The sequence below is a fragment of the Tunturibacter psychrotolerans genome (assembly GCF_040359615.1).
GTDB classification, from domain to species: Bacteria; Acidobacteriota; Terriglobia; order Terriglobales; family Acidobacteriaceae; genus Edaphobacter; species Edaphobacter psychrotolerans.
On the sequence record NZ_CP132942.1, the window covers coordinates 2,517,327 to 2,538,179 of the forward strand.

Annotated in this window: 15 protein-coding genes; 10 read left to right on the top strand and 5 right to left on the bottom strand. The window is 55.6% G+C overall.

Going from position 1 to position 20,853, the window contains the following annotated elements:
• Window positions 1-22 precede the first annotated feature (22 nt).
• From glpK to rbsK, 4 genes are all read left to right on the top strand, one after another.
• On the top strand, window positions 23-1,519 hold the full coding sequence (gene glpK, locus RBB77_RS10460) for a glycerol kinase GlpK (RefSeq protein WP_353067136.1): 1,497 nt from the start codon (window positions 23-25) through the stop codon (window positions 1,517-1,519).
• The gene (locus RBB77_RS10465) at window positions 1,516-3,123 is read left to right on the top strand and encodes a glycerol-3-phosphate dehydrogenase/oxidase (RefSeq protein WP_353067138.1); all 1,608 of its coding nucleotides are present in this window, start codon (window positions 1,516-1,518) and stop codon (window positions 3,121-3,123) included. The genes glpK and RBB77_RS10465 overlap by 4 nt, the downstream gene beginning before the upstream one ends.
• A 165-nt stretch (window positions 3,124-3,288) precedes the next feature.
• Window positions 3,289-4,278 (top strand): GRP family sugar transporter, encoded by a 990-nt coding sequence (locus tag RBB77_RS10470; protein WP_353067139.1) that lies wholly within the window; start codon window positions 3,289-3,291, stop codon window positions 4,276-4,278.
• Between the two features lie 25 nt (window positions 4,279-4,303).
• The gene (gene rbsK / locus RBB77_RS10475; protein WP_353067141.1) at window positions 4,304-5,248 is read left to right on the top strand and encodes a ribokinase; all 945 of its coding nucleotides are present in this window, start codon (window positions 4,304-4,306) and stop codon (window positions 5,246-5,248) included.
• 282 nt (window positions 5,249-5,530) lie between these two features.
• Here rbsK and RBB77_RS10480 read toward each other — a convergent pair whose 3' ends face one another.
• Complete coding sequence (locus tag RBB77_RS10480) at window positions 5,531-5,995, bottom strand: single-stranded DNA-binding protein (RefSeq protein WP_353067143.1); 465 nt, start codon at window positions 5,993-5,995, stop codon at window positions 5,531-5,533.
• A 461-nt stretch (window positions 5,996-6,456) separates the two neighbouring features.
• Between RBB77_RS10480 and RBB77_RS10485 the strand changes: the two genes are divergently transcribed.
• Together RBB77_RS10485 and RBB77_RS10490 are read left to right on the top strand one after the other, a co-directional pair.
• Window positions 6,457-7,542: a hypothetical protein gene (locus RBB77_RS10485; RefSeq protein WP_353067144.1), complete on the top strand. Its 1,086-nt coding sequence runs from the start codon at window positions 6,457-6,459 to the stop codon at window positions 7,540-7,542.
• Between the two features lie 37 nt (window positions 7,543-7,579).
• Complete coding sequence (locus tag RBB77_RS10490) at window positions 7,580-10,678, top strand: sensor histidine kinase (RefSeq protein ID WP_353067146.1); 3,099 nt, start codon at window positions 7,580-7,582, stop codon at window positions 10,676-10,678.
• Window positions 10,679-10,702: 24 nt separating this feature from the next.
• On the opposite strand, the gene RBB77_RS10495 is transcribed toward RBB77_RS10490, so the two are convergent.
• On the bottom strand, window positions 10,703-12,016 hold the full coding sequence (locus RBB77_RS10495) for an NCS2 family permease (protein WP_353067148.1): 1,314 nt from the start codon (window positions 12,014-12,016) through the stop codon (window positions 10,703-10,705).
• Window positions 12,017-12,086: 70 nt separating this feature from the next.
• Here RBB77_RS10495 and RBB77_RS10500 point away from each other — a divergent pair, with 70 nt between their 5' ends.
• Complete coding sequence (locus tag RBB77_RS10500) at window positions 12,087-12,599, top strand: cupin domain-containing protein (RefSeq protein WP_353067150.1); 513 nt, start codon at window positions 12,087-12,089, stop codon at window positions 12,597-12,599.
• 120 nt (window positions 12,600-12,719) lie between these two features.
• Window positions 12,720-13,775, top strand: a complete 1,056-nt coding sequence (locus RBB77_RS10505; protein WP_353067152.1) for a HoxN/HupN/NixA family nickel/cobalt transporter — start codon at window positions 12,720-12,722, stop codon at window positions 13,773-13,775.
• A 121-nt stretch (window positions 13,776-13,896) separates the two neighbouring features.
• Here the strand turns inward: RBB77_RS10505 and RBB77_RS10510 are convergent, their stop codons facing one another.
• The 3 genes from RBB77_RS10510 to RBB77_RS10520 all read right to left on the bottom strand — a co-directional run bounded on the left by RBB77_RS10510 (window position 13,897) and on the right by RBB77_RS10520 (window position 18,351).
• Window positions 13,897-15,750, bottom strand: a complete 1,854-nt coding sequence (locus RBB77_RS10510) for a hypothetical protein (RefSeq protein WP_353067154.1) — start codon at window positions 15,748-15,750, stop codon at window positions 13,897-13,899.
• A gap of 246 nt (window positions 15,751-15,996) precedes the next feature.
• The gene (locus tag RBB77_RS10515; RefSeq protein WP_353067156.1) at window positions 15,997-17,343 is read right to left on the bottom strand and encodes a Gfo/Idh/MocA family protein; all 1,347 of its coding nucleotides are present in this window, start codon (window positions 17,341-17,343) and stop codon (window positions 15,997-15,999) included.
• A 108-nt stretch (window positions 17,344-17,451) separates the two neighbouring features.
• On the bottom strand, window positions 17,452-18,351 hold the full coding sequence (locus RBB77_RS10520; RefSeq protein ID WP_353067158.1) for an NAD(P)-dependent oxidoreductase: 900 nt from the start codon (window positions 18,349-18,351) through the stop codon (window positions 17,452-17,454).
• 192 nt (window positions 18,352-18,543) lie between these two features.
• On the opposite strand from RBB77_RS10520, the gene RBB77_RS10525 reads away from it, so the two are divergent.
• Window positions 18,544-19,914 (top strand): glycerate kinase type-2 family protein, encoded by a 1,371-nt coding sequence (locus RBB77_RS10525; RefSeq protein WP_353067160.1) that lies wholly within the window; start codon window positions 18,544-18,546, stop codon window positions 19,912-19,914.
• Between the two features lie 243 nt (window positions 19,915-20,157).
• The gene (locus RBB77_RS10530; protein WP_353067162.1) at window positions 20,158-20,721 is read left to right on the top strand and encodes a dihydrofolate reductase family protein; all 564 of its coding nucleotides are present in this window, start codon (window positions 20,158-20,160) and stop codon (window positions 20,719-20,721) included.
• Window positions 20,722-20,853: the final 132 nt, after the last annotated feature.

Genomic DNA, 20,853 nt, shown 5'->3' on the forward strand with positions numbered 1-20,853 from the left:
CCTGAGCATCTAAGGAGACAAGATGAAGTACGTACTCTCGCTTGACCAAGGAACGACGAGTTCCCGCGCCATCCTTTTCGACCATGACGGGCAAATCGCGGGGACTGCTTCGCACGAATTTCCGCAGATCTACCCCAACAGTGGTTGGGTTGAACACGATCCCTTCGACATTCTCACCTCGCAGCTCAGTTCAGCAGTCGAAGTACTAGGCAAAGCGGTGGTCCGTCCGCGAGACGTAATCTCGCTCGGTATCACCAACCAGCGGGAGACTACGATCATATGGGACCGCGAGACGGGCAAGCCCGTTTACAACGCTATCGTCTGGCAGGACAGCCGTACTGGTGCCCTGATGAAAAGACTCGCCAACGATGGCGTTGAAGAGACCGTTCGTCAGAAGACCGGACTTCTGTTGAGCCCGTACTTCTCCGCAAGTAAGGTCGCATGGATTCTCGAGAACGTCGCCGGAGCGCGCTCTCGGGCCGAGGCAGGAAAACTGGCCTTCGGGACCGTCGATAGCTGGCTTGTGTGGAATCTGACCAGCGGAAAGCGGCACATTACGGATCGCACAAACGCTTCGCGCACTCTGCTCTACAACATCGTTGAAGACCGATGGGACGACGATCTGCTGAAGCTCTTCAACATTCCGAAAAGTCTTTTGCCCGAAGTCGTCTGGTCTAACGAAGAGGTCGGACAGGTGACAACCTCGCTTGGCCTTGGCGAAGTGGAGATCACGGGCATCGCAGGGGATCAGCAATCGGCGCTGTTCGGACAACTCTGCGTCTCTCCCGGCGACGCGAAAAACACCTACGGGACGGGTTGTTTTTTGCTGCAGCACGCGGGCGGCAGTTTTACGCTTTCAAGCCACCGTTTGATCACAACGCTGGCATGCAGCACGGAAAGAAAACTTGCCTACGCCCTCGAAGGCAGCATCTTCATCGGCGGAGCTGTGGTGCAGTGGCTTCGGGACAACATGAAGTTTTTCCGCAGGTCGTCCGAGGTCGAGGCAATTGCCGCCTCAGTGCCCGATTCCGATGGCGTGGTCTTCGTCCCTGCGTTTACAGGTCTTGGCGCTCCATACTGGGATGCGCAGGCAAGAGGTCTGATCATCGGTCTACAACGAGGCACTCAAATCGCCCATATCGCCCGGGCGGCAATAGAGAGCATTGCCTTTCAGGTTGCGGACGTTCTTCAGGTAATGGACTCCGATACAAAAGATCCATTCACCGAACTTCGTGTCGACGGAGGCGCCGCCGCCAACGACGATCTAATGCAATTTCAGGCAGACCTGCTGGGCGTACCGGTTCGCCGTCCTGCTGTCCTCGAAACTACTGCCCTCGGCGCCGCCTATCTAGCCGGTCTCTCCAGCGGATTCTGGAGTAGCATCGACGAGTTGAAGGCACATCGCAAAGCTGACACCATCTTCGAGCCAAAGACAGACAAAAAACAGATGCAAAAGCTACAGGAGAATTGGAGAGAAGCCGTCGAACGTTCTCGCCATTGGAACAAGGAGAGCAAATGAATCGCGATGATATGGTGGCTCGTGTACGCAATCGGAAAGAACCGTGGGACATTGTCGTGATCGGAGGAGGAGCGACGGGTGCCGGAGTTGCCGTCGACGCAGCGTCACGTGGCTACGATGTACTGCTCCTGGAGCGTGAAGACTTCGGCAAAGGGACCTCCAGCCGTGCCACAAAGCTGGTTCACGGTGGTGTCCGCTATCTCGAGCAGGGAAACGTCTCGCTCGTGATGGAGGCCCTAAAAGAGCGGGGGATTCTCCTCCGAAATGCTCCGCACATCGTGAAGGACCTAAAATTCATCGTCCCAAACTATTCATGGTGGGAAGCTCCCTTCTACGGAATCGGGATGAAAGTGTACGACTTCCTCGCAGGCAAATACAGCTTTGGTGCATCCAAAGTGCTCTCTCTCGAAGAGACGCTGAAGCTGCTGCCAACGATCCGTCAGGACGGCCTGCGCGGTGGTGTGATGTATCACGATGGGCAGTTTGATGACACACGCCTGCTGATCAATCTGATGACGACCGCCGCCGAACACGGGGCGACCCTGTTGAACTATGCAGGTGTCGTTGAGTTGAAGAAGGATGATGGTGGCTTCATTCAAGGGGTAGCTGCGATTGATGGCGAAAGCGGAGAGCGTTTTGAAATCGCGGCCCGTTCAGTGGTGAATGCGACAGGCATCTTCACCGACGAAATCCGTCGACTCGCCGAGCCGACGGTCCAACAGATGATGGTTCCCAGCCAGGGCATTCATCTCGTGTTCGACCGCTCTTTCTTAGTCGGCGACACGGCGCTTCTCGTGCCTCAGACCGATGATGGCCGTGTCCTGTTCGCCGTTCCCTGGCACAACCGAACTCTAGTCGGCACTACCGACACACCGATCGAATCGGTCTCCTATGAACCGCTCCCCTTCGAAGAAGAAATCGAATTCGTCCTCGAGACCGCCGGTCGCTATCTTAGCCACAAGCCCACCCGCGAAGATATTCTCAGCGTATATGTAGGAATCCGGCCGCTGGTCAAGGCCGCCGGAGCCGGCGATGGAAAAACCTCCTCTCTCTCGCGCGACTACACGATTCACATTGACCACTCCGGTCTTCTCACGATCGTTGGAGGCAAGTGGACTACCTATCGGCATATGGCAGAGGATTGCGTCGACCATGCCACCACCCTTGGCCGACTTGAGGAGAAACCCTGTGTCACGGCTACCATGCACATTCACGGCTACCATCAACACCCTGAAGAACTCGGAAGTCTATCCGTGTATGGTGCAGATGCTGCAGCGATTCAACAACTGTCCAAAGAGAATCCTGAACTCGCCAAACCCCTGCATTCTGATCTGCCCTACATTGCGGCAGAGGTCGTCTGGGCCGCACGCAACGAGATGTCTCGCACCCTGGATGACGCTTTGGCGCGGCGCACTCGTGCTCTCCTGTTGAACGCACGCGCTGCAATCCAGGTAGCGCCTGTGGTCGCGTCTCTACTCGCCACGGAACTCGGAAAGGACGCCACGTGGGCCGCGGAGCAGGTGAAAATCTTTAGCGCGATGGCCGCTCAGTACATACCACAGGGTACAAAATATCCGGCCATCCGCCCTTTGGTCTCAGCTTAGTAATTTCAGGCTTCCCTTGACGCTCGTACCGACATTTCAAATGTTGAGTAAGGATTTATATCTGGACGTAAGTATCTTATTTTGATGTAGATAAATGCCTCCGCACACTTGGAGCGGCTGGAGAGGTTAGCCGATGATTGCAGAGATTTAGAAGGAGCCCAACCATTGTTTCAGCCCCAAACTTATGCGGTTGCTCTTTCGTTGATGCTCGTCACAATGGTCTGCTGGGGTTCGTGGGCCAACACAATGAAATTGTGTCCGGGCTACCGGTTCCAACTCTTCTACTGGGACTATGTGATCGGGTTGATCCTGGCCGCACTGATTTGGGGCTTTACGCTGGGAAGTATGGGAGGCGTCGGCAGGCCCTTCGTCGCCGACCTACTGGCTGCGGATTCCTCCCACATCGCGCTTGCGGTGACCGGAGGGATTCTCTTTAATGTTGCCAATTTGCTGCTGGTCGCCGCCATTGAGATCGCCGGTCTGGCCGTTGCATTTCCCGTTGGAATCGGGCTTGCACTTGTTGTAGGGGCTATCAGCAGTTACATCATTTCGCCAAGCGGCAATGCGTTGATGCTCTTTGGCGGCATCGCGCTCGTCGTGGGAGCGATTGTTCTTGACGCGATGGCGTACCGGATGCGCGAGACGGAGAGGAGATCACTGAGCATGCGCGGGTTCATCATCTGCGTGGCTGCGGGCCTCTTGATGGGGAGCTTCTATCCCTTTGTCTCACGATCCATGTTGGGCGAGGGCGCTCCTGGCCCCTATGCTGTGGCCATCTTCTTCACGATCGGCGTAGCGCTTTGCGCGGTTCCCTTCAACTACCTATTGATGCGCAAACCGCTGGATAAAAGCGAGCCGGTTTCGATGAGTGGGTACTCTGCGGCGCGCGGATCGTGGCATCTTTGGGGGATCCTCGGCGGAGTGATCTGGTGTACGGGTGCAACCTTCAACTTTGTGGCGTCGCGTGCACATATCGTAGGGCCAGCGGTTTCTTATTCGATCGGTCAGGGGGCAACTATGATCTCTGCCGCTTGGGGAGTATTCATCTGGAAGGAATTTGCAACCGCGCCCGCTCGAGCCAAAACATACTTGTTTTGGATGTTTGTTCTGTTCCTCTGCGGATTGAGTGCGATTGCGCTCGCTCCTATTTATTGATCGTGTTTACGAGCTTAGGAGGTCTATGTCCGTTGAAAAGAGGGGAGTAGTCGTGGTGGGGAGCATCAACATGGATCTCGTCGCGTACACAGCGCGGATTCCCACCGAGGGAGAGACCGTCATCGGAACATCCTTCCAGACTCATCACGGAGGGAAAGGGGCAAATCAAGCGGTTGCTGTAGCGCGTCTGGGGTCTCCGGTCGCGATGATTGGACGAATCGGAGATGATGTCTTCGGTGTGCAGCTGAGGGAGCACCTAGAAGATGCGGGCGTGAATGTCGACGGTGTCTCGACTTCTCGATGCAGCTCGGGTGTTGCCGTGATCGTAGTGTCTGAAGCGGGGGAGAACTGCATCGTGATCACCCCGGGCGCAAATGCACTGCTGACGCCTGAAGATTTGGATGCGAACATCGAGGTCCTGAGAGGCGCCGGGATCGTGCTGACTCAATTGGAGATTCCGACCGAGACAGTTCAACATCTGGCGACGATCTGCGAGCGTGAGGGCGTGCCGCTGATTCTCGATCCGGCGCCTGCGACGCAATTGCCAGAAGGACTTCTCGACAAGGTGGATTGGTTTACTCCGAATGAGACGGAGGCCACATTCTTCATCGGGAACGGAGCGGCCAACCTTAACGAACCTGCGGTGATGGCGCAGACTTTATTGGCCAAGGGTACTAGAGGAGTAGTCCTAAAGCTCGGATCTCGTGGCGCCTATCTTGCATCGGCCGACGGACTAGGTGCTCGCCTCGAGCCCTTCACGGTTCAGGCGGTGGATACAACGGCTGCGGGAGACGCTTTCAATGGTGCGTTCGCGACGGCTCTGCTGATGAAAAAAGATCCGGTCGAAAGCGCACGCTTCGCAACCGCTGCCGCAGCACTTTCGGTGACGCGGCCAGGAGCTCAAACCTCCATGCCGCGAATGGCCGAAGTAGAACAGATACTGGCGGTCTTCGGAGCGAACAAGTTATAGGACGAAGACAACCAGCCGGACGCAAGGTCGAGGCGTAACAGTGGATATTTTGACGAGAAGGAAGCAATCGCGTCGGTTACGACGGATCATGGTATGAACTTCACGCGCTGCAGTGTGCTCAATGGAGTTTCATCCAGCACGAAGAGATTGGGAGCCTAAAGAGAGCTCAAGGTCTCTTTAGGCGGGGTGGAGAAAGGGGCTGCAACCCGCTTCTCCACACCTCGTCCCCCGCGTACAAGCCGTTGTATCGGAGTAAATGGACACCGAATGCAAGGTCCGATTCTAGAAGGGGATGTCGTCGTCAGTGATGCCTACGTCTGCGTAGTCGGGCTGGCTGGATGGGGCGCGCTGGTCGTAGCTGGCCGTGTTGGATTTGGAGTAGCCGCCGCTGGAGGCGCCTTCGCCAGCCGGTTTTCCGCCGAGGAGGGTGAGTTCGTTGACGAGGATCTCGGTCTTGTACTTCTTCTCGCCGCTGGTTTTGTCGTCCCAGGAGCGGGTCTGGATCTTGCCTTCGACGAGGATCTGCGAGCCCTTTTTGACGTAGTCGCGGACGACCTCGGCGGTGCGCTGGAAGCAGACGATATTGTGCCACTCGGTCTTGTCTGCCCAGTTGCCCTGAGCATCTTTCTGCCGGTCGGCGGTGGCCAGAGAGAAGCTGGCGACGGTCATGCCGCCGGTGGTGGAACGAATCTCGGGGTCTTTGCCGACGTTGCCGAGGAGGAAGACTTTATTGACGCCCTTTGCCATGTGAAGAACTCCGGTGGTGTTGCTTTACGAAAGTGGTGTCGCTGCCCAAGGTGGGCTGGTTGGACTGCCTCAGGTTCGGCCCCCTGGAACGTTGTCCGCAGGGACTTCGGTGCTTAAACTCCGCTGCTTCAGATCTATGTTGCAAAGATCCAGCCGCATCTTTGCTGGCGGAAGACCATATCTTACACCATGAGGAGCATGGCTTTTCGATGGATTGGATTCGTTGCTGCAGATGAAGTTCGCGCATCGGGAGAGGCAGAGGTCCGGAGTTTTTCTTTTGCTGGAAGTGGACTTAACGACGGCCGCACTTGTTGATGGGAGGGGGGTTGGATGGACTATGATTGCTATCTCAACGTAGAAGACTGCAATAGTTCCGGAGGGTTTCTGTGGTGCAAGATCACGCGACTGCTTCAACGAACGGCTTCCGACTTCGTCATCGACTGGGGTGTGGATTGCGGCCGATGTGGAAAGCTGCCTCGTTGGGTTCGACTGGACTTGCGGTTTGTCTTACCGTATCTCTGTTTTGGCTTGCCGGCTGCCACGCCAAGCAGGCGGTGACTGGTCCGATAGTTGAATTTACGAAGATTCCTCCGGCCGCGCAGGGCGGTCGTGAGCGAGTGGATACGATTTCGGGGCGTGTCACGGGCGCGAAGCCGGGCCAGCGAGTTGTGATTTATGCGATGAGCGGGCCGTGGTGGGTTCAGCCGTGGCCCGACCAGCCCTTCCTTTCCATACAGCCGGATTCGAGCTGGAGTACGACCAGCCACCTCGGATTTAAGTACGCTGCTTTGCTGGTTGACCCAGGGTATCAACCGCCGGCGACCATGGATGTTGCGCCCGTACCGGGCGGTGCAGTTGCCGCGGTGAAGATCGTTGATGGTGTTGGCAAGCCTCAGATCGCGCCTACGGTGCCGATTAAATTCAGTGGATATGATTGGGGGATTCGCACGATTGCAGGGGATCGCGGGGGACTGAACTCTCCCTATGACGGTGATAATGGATGGACCGATGCAAAGGGCGCGCTACATCTTCGCATCAAGAAAAAAGGGAACAAGTGGGCCTGCGCAGAGGTCGTGATGGATCGTAGCCTGGGATACGGGACCTACATTGTTACGGTGGCTGACACATCGCATCTGGAGCCGGCCGCAGTTCTAAGTCTGAACACCTTTGACGATTTTGGAGGGGAGCAAAACTACCGCGAGGTGGATGTCGAGCTGAGTAAATGGGGCGATGCAGACAGTAAATACAACGCTCAATTCGGGATTCAGCCTTTTTATGTTCCTGGAAACGTGGCCCGGTTTACCGCGCCTGCGGGCACGATGACTTACTCGTTTCATTGGGAGCCGGGACGCGCGGAGTTTGTTGCGGTTCGGGGAAGCTCAATGCACGCGGGCGCGCCTGTTGTGTCGCAACACGTCTTCACGTCGGGAGTACCTTCCTCCGGACATGAGAAGATGCAGTTTCTGTTTTACGTGGTCGCCAGCGATAAGTCTCCTCTGCAGAAAGATAGCGAAGTCGTCTTAGATAAGTTTGAGTATCTTCCGTGATGGGGCTATGAGAGTAGATCGGCTCGTTCGAAATTTGATGGCCGTGTTTATCGCGATCTGCTTTGCTCAGGAGCTGCATGCGGTCGACCCGAATCGGACTATTTCGCAGTACAGGCGGGAGAGTTGGGGTCTTGAAAGGGGTTTTGTGGGCGGCGCTGTGAGCTCGATTGCTCAGACCGCTGATGGGTATCTATGGATTGGGACTGCGAAGGGCTTGATTCGTTTCGATGGAATGGGCTTTCGTATCTATCAGCAGAGCCCAATGTCAATCCCGATTGGACCGGTGCAGGGTTTGGTTGCTGACTCTCAATCGAATTTGTGGATTCTTCTGGAGAACACGAAGATTCTGCGATATCACGATGGGAAGTTCGATCAGGGCCGCAATGAAGCAGAGGTCGGAATTACCTCACTCGGACGAGCAAGAGATGGCTCTGCGCTCCTCTCCTCGCTGACACTTGGTCCTCTGGGCTATGGTGCTGGAAGCTTTAAGGTTCTCTCGACTCCGGAAGCGAGTTCGGGTCCTGCTTCGCCATCGGTGACCAATGATGAACTCTCCAGCCGCCTGAGCTGGGCCACCGGCGTGGCTACACACCGCCTAGCCAAACCGAGTACAGCGGTGGTCGCAGTGGTGGAGACTACGGATGGGCTCATATGGCTGGGGACAAGCGATAGAGGTCTCTTCTACCTAAAGGGGGGACGGGTTTACCACGTTCCGCAGGGAGTAGACGACGGGAGGATCAACTGTCTACTTCCGATGGAGAATGGCGAATTGTGGATTGGCACCGACAAAGGCGTTTTACGTTGGGCGGGATCGACGCTCACTCGTGAAGGCATGCCCTCTGAGATCCGGAATACACAGATACTTTCGGGGATTCGCGACCGAGACGGAAACATCTGGATGGGGACCGGTCATGGGCTAGTCCGGCTCAATTCGCATGGTGTTTCGTACGACAATGGGGCGACGGTTCAGTCAGGGCTCGCAGTGAACTCTCTTTTTGAGGATCGAGAGGGAGATATCTGGATTGGAACGACGCAAGGTATTGAACGACTACGAGACAGTCCCTTTGTGAGCTATGCGATCGCGAAGGGTTCGCCGCAGGAGAGTGGTGGACCTGTGTATGTCGATGGGGAGGGACGCACCTGGTTCGCTCCTCTTGATGGTGGGTTGCACTGGCTGAAGGATGGACATATCGAGAGCGTGAGTGCAGCTGGTCTGGATAAGGATGTGGTCTACTCCATCACGGGAAGCGGCGATGAGGTGTGGGTCGGGCGACAAAGAGGCGGCCTCACGCAGTTGCGCATTCGCAATGGTGGCTTGGAGACTAAAACTTATACTCAAGCGGAGGGGCTGCCTCAGGACAGTGTGTACGCTGTTAATCGGAATCGGGACGGATCGGTTTGGGCCGGAACACTGAGCGGCGGCGTAAGTGAGTTGAGAGGTGGTAAATTCACTTCGTACACGACCGCGAATGGGCTGCCGTCGAATAATGTGACATCGATGGCGGAAGGTTCTGACGAGACCATGTGGTTTGCAACGCCGGTCGGTCTGACTTCGTTGTCTGGTGGGCGATGGCGAAACTATACCGAGACCGAAGGGCTGCCGTCGCGCGATATAAATTGCCTGTTTGAAGACTCGACCCACGTGCTGTGGATCGGAACGACGTCTGGTCTTGCGTTTCTCGTCTCCAATGCCGTGCATGTTCCACGTGACGTACCCCCATCGCTACAGGAGCAGGTCTTCGGCATTGCAGAGGACAGGATTGGCTGGCTTTGGGTTGCAACGTCCAATCATGTCCTACGAGTGAAGCGCGACAGTGTTCTGAGCGGCAAGATCCAGGAGGAGGATGTACGAGAGTATGGGCTAGCCGATGGATTGGATGGTGTCGAGGGCATCAAGAGGCAGCGATCCGTTATTGCGGATCCGTCAGGGCGCATCTGGTTTTCCATGAATCATGGCATATCGGTTGTAGATCCCACTCGAGCTGCGAAGGGCGGAGCGCCCGTTCTTGCGAAGATCGATGCTGTCTCTGTGGATGGTGTTCCGATCGACGTAGCCGAGTCTGTTCGTATTCCGTCTGTTCGTCAGCGAGTTACGTTTGACTTTTCGGGTGTGAGCCTTTCGATGCCTGAGCGGGTGCTGTATCGATATCATCTAGATGGTTTCGATCGAGGCTGGAGTGCACCGGTTGCGGCGCGGGAAGCGGTGTATACGAATCTCGACCCTGGTTCGTATACGTTCCGCGTGATTGCGAGTAATAGCGAAGGAGTTTGGAATCGGGACGGACCCTCCTTGAACCTGACAATCGTTCCCGCGTTTTACCAGACGAACTGGTTTCTTTTGCTATGCGCGGCAGTGGTGGCGACTGTTGCATGGGCTGTGTATCAGTGGCATGTCGGACAGGTTACGGCTCGCATGGACATTCAGTTTATTGAGCGTCTCTCGGAACGAACGCGGATCGCTCGAGAGCTACACGACACGCTGTTGCAGAGCTTCCAAGGATTGATTCTTCATTTTCAGACAGCCCGGGATATGCTTCCCAAAGATCCCGCGGAGGCTGGAAAGAGTCTCGACACCGCTTTGGAGAGCGCGGATCAGGCGATGGTGGAAGGACGGAACGCGATCTATGACATACGAGGGTCTACGCTGGTCGATGACGATCTTGCTCATACGATCACCTCTCTTGGGGATGAACTTAGGGCTAGCCGGGCAGGAGCGATTTCGCCGAACTTCTCTGTTGTTGAAGAAGGCACAGCGAAGCCGCTGGATCCGATCTTTCGAGACGATGTTTATCACATTGTTCGGGAGGCGCTGCGAAATTCCTTCAAGCATAGTGAAGCGCAGAATATCGAAGCGGAGATTACGTATGGGAAGAGGCTGCTTCGCGTGCGAATCCGGGATGATGGCAAGGGCATTGATCGAAAGGTTCTTGAGGAAGGAGAGCGTGCCGGGCATTGGGGACTGCCTGGGATGCGGGAGCGCGCCAAACGGATTAGTGGACAGCTGGCGGTGTGGAGCGAGCCCGGAGTGGGAACCGAGGTTGAGTTAAATCTTCCTGGGTCGCTTGTTTACGAATCGGCTTCCTCTCAACTTCTGCTTCGATTCTTCCGCAGGAACGGAACCAGGGATAAAAGCTAGTGATGGATTGGCGCGGCTGCTGGGCTATTTGCGAACGAGATAGATAAAACGAAGAAGGAAGAGGGCCGCTAGGAGATAGAGCATCCAATCACGGCGATGGGCGCGGCCTGTGAGGAGTTGAAGGAGAGCATAGCTGGTGAGGCCGAAGCTGAGGCCGTCGGCGATGGACCAGGTTAGGGGGATGGTCGCGACGGTGAGGAAGGCGGGGATGCCAATCTGCGGATCGTCCCAGTTGATTTCGCCGAGTCCGGTGAGCATAAGGCCACCGACCAGGATGAGAGCGGGTGCGGTAGCGAAGGTGGGGATTGCTCCGACGAAGGGCGCGATGAAGAGGGAGAGGAAGAAGAGGATTCCGGTGACGATGGCGGTGACGCCTGTGCGGCCTCCTGCGGCGACACCGGCGGAGGATTCGACGTAGCTGGTGACGGTGCTAGTTCCAGCGAGTGAGCCGAGGATGGTGGAGGATGCGTCCGCGAAGAAGATGCGGTTGAGGCGAGGGATCGTGTGGTCGGGCGCGATGAGTCCGGCGCGCTGGGTGACTGCGACGAGCGTGCCGATGTTGTCGAAGAGGTCGACAAAGAGGAAGACGAAGATGATCTCTAAGGCGCCGACGTGGAGCGCGCCGAGGATGTCGAGGTGGAAGGCTGTTGCCTTGATGGCAGTGAGATCGTAGGTGGCGGGTTGCCAATGGACCTGGTGGCAGAGTACGCCTACGAACATGATAGTGAGGACGCCGATGAGCATGGAGGCTCTGACACGGAGGACTTGCAGGAGCGCGATGAGTAAGAGGCCGAATATCGCGAGTGCAGTTTGCGGCGCGCGGACGTTGCCGAGGGTGACGGTGGTGGCGGCACTGGGAACGATGATGCCTGCGTTACGGAAGCCGATGAAGGCGATGAAGAGGCCGATGCCTCCGCCGACTGCCGCGTGGAGTTGGTGAGGAATGGCCGCGACGAGGCGCTGGCGAATGCCGGTGAAGGTGAGGGCGAGAAAGATGATTCCAGAGAGAAAGACGGCGCCCAGTGCCGTTTGCCAGGGGACGCCCATTCCGAGGACGACGGTGTAGGTGAAATAGGCGTTGAGGCCCATGCCTGGAGCGAGGGCGAGGGGATAGTTGGCGAGCGCTCCCATGAGAATGCTGCCGAAGGCCGCGCAGAGACAGGTGGCGGTGGTGATGGCGGCGAGGGGCATGCCGGTTTTGCTGAGGAGCGAAGGGTTCACGAAGATGATGTACGCCATCGTGATGAAGGTGGTGAAGCCGGCGAGGATTTCTGTGCGCCAGTTCGTGGCGTGGGAGGAGAAGCCGAAGTAGTGCTCCAGGCGAGTGCGAATGGGCATCAGGTCAGGCTCCTGTGAGGCGAGAAACTAGAATGGGTGGAGTAATTCAGAATAGCGTGAGAGGACGTCGATGACGGCAGAGGATATCAAAAAAATACTCGGGTTGCAGCCGCATCCTCGAGAGGGCGGGTGGTTCTTGAGGACGTATGAGGCCGCCGAGAAGGTCGGGATTGAGGCCTTTGAGGATAAGAGATATGAAGGAGCGCGGCGGACTGGGACTGCAATTTACTACCTGTTGGAGCCAGATACGTTCAGTGAGATGCACCGTCTGAAGTCGGATGAAGTATTTCATTTTTATGCGGGGGACGCGGTGGAGATGCTGCAGTTAACCGAGAGCGGGAAGGGCGCGATGGTGGTGATTGGGAACGATCTCTTGCACGGACAACGGCCACAGGTGACTGTGGAGCGGGGAGTGTGGCAGGGATCGCGTTTGGTGGAGGGAGGACGTTGGGCGCTGTTGGGATGTACGGTCAGTCCGGGATTTGAGTTTGAGGATTATGAGGCCGGTATGCGAGAGGGGCTGTGTGGAGCGTGGCCCGAGTTTGCGCCGGAGATTACGGCTTTGACTAGGGAGAATTCCTAAGACGTCGGAAGCTGCGTATTGAAGGATATTGTGACCGCGAAAGGGAACTATCAACGTCGCTCGATAGAATGTTGTACTGTGATTCAGAACTGGATACGTGCAGGTTACGTCAAAGATTAGATGAAACGTCTGCTGAGTAGTGCGCTTAACCATGTCGCGTCCGATACGAGGCGCAGGGTCGTGGCTATTTACGTGGTTTTGCTGATGATGAATGTGTCCGCCTGGGGGTGGGCGCTTATCGCATTTCGACATTATCCGGTTTTACTGGGTACTGCATTTCTGGCTTACAGTTTTGGTCTTCGGCATGCGGTGGATGCCGATCACATCGCAGCTATCGATAATGTGACGCGAAAATTGATGCAGGAAGGGAAGCGTCCGGTTGCAGTGGGATTGATGTTTTCCCTTGGGCACTCGACGATCGTGGTGTTAGGGTCTATTGCTCTCTCTGCTACGGCGCTGTCGCTGCAACATCGCCTGAATGCAGCGAAACATATCGGAGGGGTGGTGGGGACCTTAGTCTCAACACTTTTTCTTTTTGGAATCGCCATCGTAAATATGATCGTTTTGCGATCGGTGTATCTTGCCTTCCGACGCGTTCGTCGTGGGGAGCGCTACGTTGAGGAAGACTTTGACTTGCTGCTGGGTAGCCGAGGATTTCTCTCTCGTCTGTTTCGTCCGATGTTCGCATTGATCCGTCAGAGCTGGCATATGTATCCGCTTGGAATTCTGTTTGGACTTGGATTCGATACAGCGACGGAGATTGGGGTGCTCGGCCTCTCGGCCTCAGAGGCTGCCCGGGGATTGTCGCTTTGGTCGGTTCTGGTTTTTCCAGTGCTGTTCGCGGCGGGGATGTCCTTGGTCGACACCACGGACAATGTTTTGATGCTTGGTGCGTATGGGTGGGCCTTTGTGAAACCGATCCGCAAGATTTACTACAACATGACAATTACTTTGATATCGGTGGTTGTCGCGGTGTTGGTCGGAGGGATTGAAGCGCTTGGATTAATCGCAGATCAGTTCCATTTTCATGGAACTTTTTGGGATTTGATTGAAACTCTCAACGAGAATTTTGGGACATTAGGCTACGCAATCATTGGACTCTTTGCTATGAGCTGGATCGCCTCGATCTGGTTTTACAAATGGCGTCGCTTCGACGAATTGGAAGTGAGAACCTGATCGAGAATATTAGTGGCTGAAGTTGCGATTCGTCTTCCGATTCTTGAGATGACTTAGGCAAACTAAGAGGGCAGCTTGAATTTCGCTGCCCTCTTAGTTTGCTGTGGTTGAAGATGCAGGTCTATGGGTAGAGCACAACGGGATTCAATGAACCGCCGTTAGCGACGCTTGCTGTTGTACCTTGTCCGTTGATGACGTGTGTGATCTGACCGCTGCCATTGAGGAAGACTGTGCCAACGTCGTTGATTTGGATTCCCTTGGTGGTGGGAACGGTCATCGCGTTATCTTCAATGATGTTGATCCCCTGGTTGAAGAAGGAGTAGATACCGAAGCCATAGGCTTGGTGCGTGGTCGCTGAATTCGATACCACGTAGGATGGATAACCGTTGGCTTTCCCGTCCGTCCATGCATTCTGGCTGGGTGGATCGTAAGGCAGCTCGCTTTGATAGAAGATGGTTTCGCCGCCGTTGCCGTTCCACAGCACCTGTTCTTTCTGATAGTGCTCGACGAAGAGACCAAGCGCGGTGACATCGTCGCCGTTGACGACCAGGCCGTGATCCGCTGTATTTATTATCCAGCCGACTCCGGCGCCATGGTCGGCGCGCCACGCCCAGATGTCGTCGAGCAGGACGTCGTTGCTGTTGATTTCGAGGCTGGTCGTTGCGCTTCCAGCGGTGGCGCCGCCGATGCGGAAGAAGACGTCGCTGAGGGAGGACGGATTCGAGGCGTGATTACCGAAGAGGTTGATTCCGAAGCGATCAGCCAAGCTTCTCAACCTCGAGTTGCCAAGTTGAACCAGCGTCGAAGAGTTGATGGGGCCTGCATCGACGATCAGGCCGGTGATCTGCACTCCATCTACATCCGTTACGGTGAGAGCGGGCCTTCCGGTTTGCGGAACCAGCGTCGCGAAGCCGAGTCCCATCACGATCGTGTTGGGGTAGAGGACGCGGATGGAGTCTTTGAGTTGGTAGACGCCTGGGGTGAGGATGAGGTTCTTGCCCAGGAGTAGCGCGAGATTGATTACTTCCACATTGGTTGTCGGTTTCGCGATAAAGAAGTCGTTGATTGATTTCGAACGACCGGGTGTATTGCCGCTGGACCAACTGACGCCTGAGGAGTTCTTCTGGAGCGTGGGTACAAATACGCTGTAGTTGCCGTTGGCGTCGGTATAGAGGAACGGCCGCTCGCGACTTACCGGCGTGCTGGGGAGGGTGGTGTAGGTCGGACTTGGATAGCTCTGCGCAGGAGCACCTACGACGCCGGTGAAGACCTGATTCCAGACTCCGTTGGACCATCCGCCGACGCTGCTGTTGCGAACGTAAAACTGTTGCTGAGATCCGTTAATGACGAAGCCGGTTTGTGAATCGGCGATGAAGCCCCCGCTTGCGAATTGCGGACCGGCACTGCAGTAGTCCTGGAGGGAGAGGTTGGCGCCGGTGATGTTTACACGCCGCATGGGTGCCGCTTGCGAGACAGCCCAGAAGTCGGCTGAAGACTGACAACCGGAGAGACCCATGACGTTGATCGTCAGATTCGACAGCGAGCGCCAGAAGTTATCGAGCGCGATGCAGTTATCGGCGGCGAAACACTGGTTGTACACATCGACGTGCCCGTTGATGGTGACGTCGGCTGGTGACGCGCCCAGGCCGGCCACTTCCGTGTAATAGCCTACCTGGAAATCGAGTGGGGTGGCTGCGCTGCCGTAGGTACCAGGTTTGAAGAGCAGAGCGTATCGCTGTGTGCCGAACTGGTTGCTTACTTGCTGGTTGGCGATGGAGTCGACAGTTGCCTGGATTTGGCTTGTCGACATGCCCGGATCGAAGATGTAGACGTTGGGGCCAAGTTGCGATGCAAGATCGGCAGGGCTCTGAGCGTTGGCTGAAGCGCTCAGAGCAGCTATTGCTAAGAGAAGTGTTCCGACGAGACGCGCGAAGGCTGGTCTCGCAGAGAGAGAGGCGTTGGTTTTATTTTTCACGTTTGCAACTCCGGTACGCGTGGGGTGGATTGCGCCGGAAACGATATGCCGCGTTCTATTGGCTTGTCAAACAGCGAATGCTTGTAACTTTCGGTCACGAGCGAACGTTGTCTCGTCTGTTTTTTTCCAAATATTTTGTAGAATCCAGATTGACTTTTCCTTGAACGGGGTTGGCGAATGTGCATCGGCACTTGGGTTGAATGCACGTGATTCTCCATCTCTTGCGGCTGCAGAGAATATCTTGCGTCACACTAGTTTCATTGAATCCGGATCCCACTTCACTACTCCTCCACGTTCCATGCTTAGATTGCTCAGCAGGGCAGCTCCGGCGGCGCGGAAACCGAACACTGAGTCTTCTACTACGGGCCGTCGTGTGCGAACAGATGAAAAAAAATTGGTGAAGTGGTCGTAGCTGTCGCTATAGCCGGCGGGGGCCACATATTTTTCGTACCCAGGTGACGGGGCTCCCGAGGGATGTGAGACTGGGTACTTCTCTCGGTAAGTTTCATAAATGCGCTTTTGCATAGCTTCGGTAAATGTCCCAAGGATGTAGCCAGGTTCTTTCTGGAGCGGCGTTCGGCTAACGCTGACTGCGTTGCCGCCAATCTCCATGGTGCCTTCCGATCCGGTAAAGATGAGACCTTCACTCTCTTCGCCACCATCGACGAAGTTGACGCGCAGGCTGAGGTTAAATCCTTCCCGGTAGTCGAAGAGGCCCAGCATTACGTCTGGGACATCGCGCCCATCCTTCCAGAAGCGGAGGCCTCCAGTTGCCATAGCCCGCGTCGGGCCGCTTGCTCCGGTAATGAAGTGCGTGCCGCTGAAGAGGTGCACAAAGAGATCTCCGGCTACGCCGCTGCCGTAAGCCTTCCACTTGCGCCATTGAAAGAAGTGATCTGCGTCGAACGGAATTTTGGGCGCAGATCCCTGGAAACGTGGCCAGTCGCAGGTTTCAGTGGACGCGTCCAGAGGGACGGTGTAGTTCCATGCGCCTAGCGACGAGTTGCGATCCCAGCGCGCTGTCACCATGTTGAGTTGGCCGATGGCGCCGGATGCGAGGAGTTCCTTCGCCTTCGCGTAGATCATCGAGCTTACACGCTGGCTTCCGACCTGGATGATACGGTTAGTAGCGTGGGCTGTTTCGATAATTTCAGGGCCGTCGGAATAGAGATGGATCATCGGTTTCTCGCAGTAGACGTCCTTGCCGGCGTTCATTGCGTCGATGGCCGCCTGCTTGTGCCAGTGGTCCGGCGTGGCAATGAGGACAGCGTCGATATCCTTGCGAGCGAGGATCTCTTTATAGTCGCGAGTAGTGAAGATGTCGTTGCCCCAGAGCTCCTTACTGCGTTCGAGTCGGCCGTCGTAGCAGTCTGCCACCGCCACCAGCTTCACGCCTGGAACTTGAACGGCGACCTTCGTATCGGCTTGGCCCTGAATGCCGGCTCCAATGAGTGCGAACTGTATATGATCGTTTGTCGTAATGGGCGCGGGAGGTGTGGTTTGGACTGCAGCAAGAGCGTAGATCTTTGGCCCCAGCAATGTTTCCGCGGTTGCTGTTCCCGCTACTTTCAGGAAGTTTCTACGATTCAGCACGTGTACCGATCCTAGTGTCATGAAATTAAACCGCTGTCTGCAACCATATTCTTAGTCAGAAAGTTTGTCTTGTTTTTCAGATATCACAGCTCTTGGCGACCAGGCTTGCTACACCTTTGGTTTGCTGGCGACGGTGCAGCCGACGATTTCTTCCATGACACGGATGGAGCCGCAGATGTCTTCTTCGCCGTAGCCTTTTGCGATCGCTGCACGAAAGAGCTGTTGTGAAAGTGCTGTGAGCGGCGCGGGGACGTTCAGTTCTGCTGCGGATTCCAGCATCAACTCCATGTCTTTTTCAAGCCACTTTACGGAGAAGTTCGTAGTGAAGTCTCGGGCGAACACCAGAGGCGCTTTGATGGAGATCAAGCCTGATTTGGCGGCGCTGTTGTTGAGGATGTCGAGCATCATCTCGGGATCCACCCCGGCTTTGGTGCTGAGGATCAGGCTCTCGTTGAAGGCCTGAAGGAGATTGCCGAGGATCATATTCTGAGAGAGTTTGGCGTGGAGCCCCTTGCCGGACGCGCCGCAATAATATAGCTGCTTGCCCATAGCCTCGAAGTACGGGCGCACCTTTTCGAATACGTCTTTTGGTCCTCCGACCATGAAGGTGAGGGTGCCTGCTTCCGCTCCGCCTTTTGATCCGGTGCAGGGAGCGTCGAGGAATGGGATGCCTTTCTCGGCGAGTTCAGCCGCGATGGTGCGGCTGGCAGACGGCGAGACTGTGCTGCAGTCCACAATGATGGACCCTTTGGCGGCGGTTTCCGCAAGGCCATCTTTGCCGAGGATTACTTTTCGCGACATTTCCGTGTTGCCGACACAGAGGAAGATGAAGTCACTTTGCCGTGCTACTTCTGCGGGCGTAGCACACGTAATGCCACCTTTGGCTGCGAGCGTCTCGACTTTTGCTTTGCTGAACGACCATAGAGCGACCTGATGCCCCGCTTCAATGAGATGAAGGGCCATTGGGCCACCCATAATGCCCAAACCAAGAAATCCAAGTTTTGCCATCGGTTTTTGATCCTCTTGAAGATGGAGAAGTTTTGACGATAGTGTGACCTCTGACTAGTATCGTCTACGTCGCCAGCTTTGCTCCATAATGCAGCAAATTTTGTGAGCATCTAGAGTGACGCAGCTGCGTCTTCATTTGGGAATCAATTCGAGTGCTGTTCTACTACGGTCGAGGTGCTGGAGTGTCGCTGCATGATAACGACTGAGTCGGGGTTACGAGAAGTTGCTTATAGTCTCTTCCTGCAGTCTCTCGGGGATTGCAGCGTCGAACAGGCATTTAATCATTGGGTGAAACGAGAGGCAAGAGCAGGTAAGGCATTTTTAACTGTTGGCGACGATGCGATTGACCTTGACTGCGTTCGCCGTATTGGAGTGGTGGTTGTGGGTAAAGCCGCGTCTGCGATGCTCAAAGCATTGCTGCCATCGCTGCGGGGGCTGACTCAATGTGATCTGTCTGGAGTAGTGATTACAAACGATGAGCAGCCGGATCTTCCTCCGGGCTTTCAGTTTTTTGTTGGAGGTCACCCGACACCGAATCAAGCATCGTTCGATGGAGCGGAAGCGGTGCTGGCGCTGGTCCGGTCGCTACGATCAAAGGCTGCGATGACCGACGACTCGCTGTGTCTGTTTCTTATAAGCGGCGGCGCCTCTGCGATGATGGAGTTGCCACTTGATACCCGGATCTCGCTTGAAGATACGGTGAAGTTCCATCGAGAACTGGTACATTGCGGCGGTTCGATTGCTGAGATAAATTGTGTTCGCAAACATTTTTCCGCAGTAAAGGGGGGCCGGCTGGCCCTCGAGGCTAAGGGGATTCTGAGTTACTCCCTGCTTATCTCAGATGTGCCATTGGGCCATCTGGACGCCTTAGGGTCCGGGCCTACGCTGCCTGATACTTCTACCGTCGATCAGTGTAAGGAGATTCTGGCGCGCTATCAGTTGATGGAGAGATTTCCGGCCTCGGTGAAGCAATTTTTTTCATCGGCCCAACTTGTTGAAACTCCTAAACCCGGATATCTCGTCTCAAAGGCGGTGACGCTCCTATCGCCCGATGATCTGTCAGCGATCGTGAGACAACGTGCGGGGGATCTTGGATTTTATGCAGTCGTGGACAATGCCTGTGATGATTGGAACTACAAAGATGCCGCGGAATATTTATTTAGGCGCCTGCAGGAGCTCAGGCGACAACACAGTCGCGCCTGCCTAATCTCGTCAGGAGAGGTGACGGTTGAGCTGCCAGAGGAATCTGACCTGAGATTAGGAACCGGCGGACGCAATCAGCACTTCGCGCTTTATGCGGCAACTTTGTTGAGGTCGTCGGATGCTTCCGTTGCCGTTCTCTCCGCAGGTACAGACGGCATCGATGGAAACAGCTTCGCCGCGGGTGCAGTTGTCGACGAGAAGACTCTTTTTGGTGAGGAGAGACGGTTGTCACAGGCTCAGGATGCTTTACAACGATTCGACTCTGGTACTTTTTTAGAGAAAGCTGGCTTGTGCATCGTAATAGGCGTAACTGGAAACAATCTGCGTGATCTGCGCATTTTGTTGTCGGCCGACTGCTAAATATTGAAGAAATGACGGAGACCTTTGTCAGGTGTTCACTTGATGCTTGCTATAGGCAGACTGTAACGGTGCCTCAAGCATGTAACTCGGAGAACTCTACGCGAAAGCGAGCAATCAGAAGTTACTCCTGCAGCGCGACCTCCGAAGAAGTAAGGACCGAGACTGTGCGGACTGACGAAGCGCTATGTTGACGGAGCCAAATTCGGATAACTAGACTCATCTATTTGAATCGGGAGGTGCACCGTGAAGATCTCGGTATTCTGCGGAGTGAGCGTAGATGGCTTTCTGGCTCGACCTGATCACACGCTCGATTTTTTGGATACTGGGGGACAGGAGCCGCACGGTTTCGAAGAATTCTATGGCAGCGTCGATGTGGTTGTTATCGGCCGCAAAACTCTCGAAGTGGTGCTGACATTTGGCGGATGGTCTTACGGGAACAAGCCAGTAGTCGTGCTTAGCAGCGGCATGCTCAATTTCTCATCCGTCAAAGGCGGAGTGGTCGAACAGATGTCGGGTGAACCCGCCGAAATCGTGGCGAAGCTCCAAGATCGCGGCTTCAAACACGCTTACGTAGATGGCGGCATCACTATTCAGCGGTTTCTAGTGGCCGGCCTGGTCGACCGAATGGTGATCACACGGGTACCATTATTGATTGGTGCAGGTATCCCGTTGTTCGGTCCGGTGCCACGCGACATCAGTCTCCGCCACGTTGCGACGCGCTGCTATAAGGGTGACCTGGTGCAGAGTGAATACGAGCTTGACCGCGATCCGCACAACACGGACGGGGGCTGGTTAAAGGCAGTATAGTTGTTCGCGTTACAAAAGGCGTGAAGCATCCGACTGCGCATGCTGGCGCACGTTCGGTAGAATTTCACGGTTGAGCGGAGTCAACCCGGTGAAAAGGGACATTCGTGCATGACTCGAATGCTTACCCATGTG

Bases quoted from the DNA above. Each gene is read 5' to 3' on its own strand.
- glpK (WP_353067136.1), top strand. From the start codon at position 23: ATGAAGTACGTACTCTCGCTTGACCAAGGAACGACGAGTTCCCGCGCC.
- RBB77_RS10465 (WP_353067138.1), top strand. From the start codon at position 1,516: ATGAATCGCGATGATATGGTGGCTCGTGTACGCAATCGGAAAGAACCG.
- rbsK (WP_353067141.1), top strand. From the start codon at position 4,304: ATGTCCGTTGAAAAGAGGGGAGTAGTCGTGGTGGGGAGCATCAACATG.
- RBB77_RS10480 (WP_353067143.1), bottom strand. From the start codon at position 5,995: ATGGCAAAGGGCGTCAATAAAGTCTTCCTCCTCGGCAACGTCGGCAAA.
- RBB77_RS10485 (WP_353067144.1), top strand. From the start codon at position 6,457: ATGTGGAAAGCTGCCTCGTTGGGTTCGACTGGACTTGCGGTTTGTCTT.
- RBB77_RS10490 (WP_353067146.1), top strand. From the start codon at position 7,580: ATGGCCGTGTTTATCGCGATCTGCTTTGCTCAGGAGCTGCATGCGGTC.
- RBB77_RS10495 (WP_353067148.1), bottom strand. From the start codon at position 12,016: ATGCCCATTCGCACTCGCCTGGAGCACTACTTCGGCTTCTCCTCCCAC.
- RBB77_RS10500 (WP_353067150.1), top strand. From the start codon at position 12,087: ATGACGGCAGAGGATATCAAAAAAATACTCGGGTTGCAGCCGCATCCT.
- RBB77_RS10505 (WP_353067152.1), top strand. From the start codon at position 12,720: ATGAAACGTCTGCTGAGTAGTGCGCTTAACCATGTCGCGTCCGATACG.
- RBB77_RS10520 (WP_353067158.1), bottom strand. From the start codon at position 18,351: ATGGCAAAACTTGGATTTCTTGGTTTGGGCATTATGGGTGGCCCAATG.
- RBB77_RS10525 (WP_353067160.1), top strand. From the start codon at position 18,544: ATGATAACGACTGAGTCGGGGTTACGAGAAGTTGCTTATAGTCTCTTC.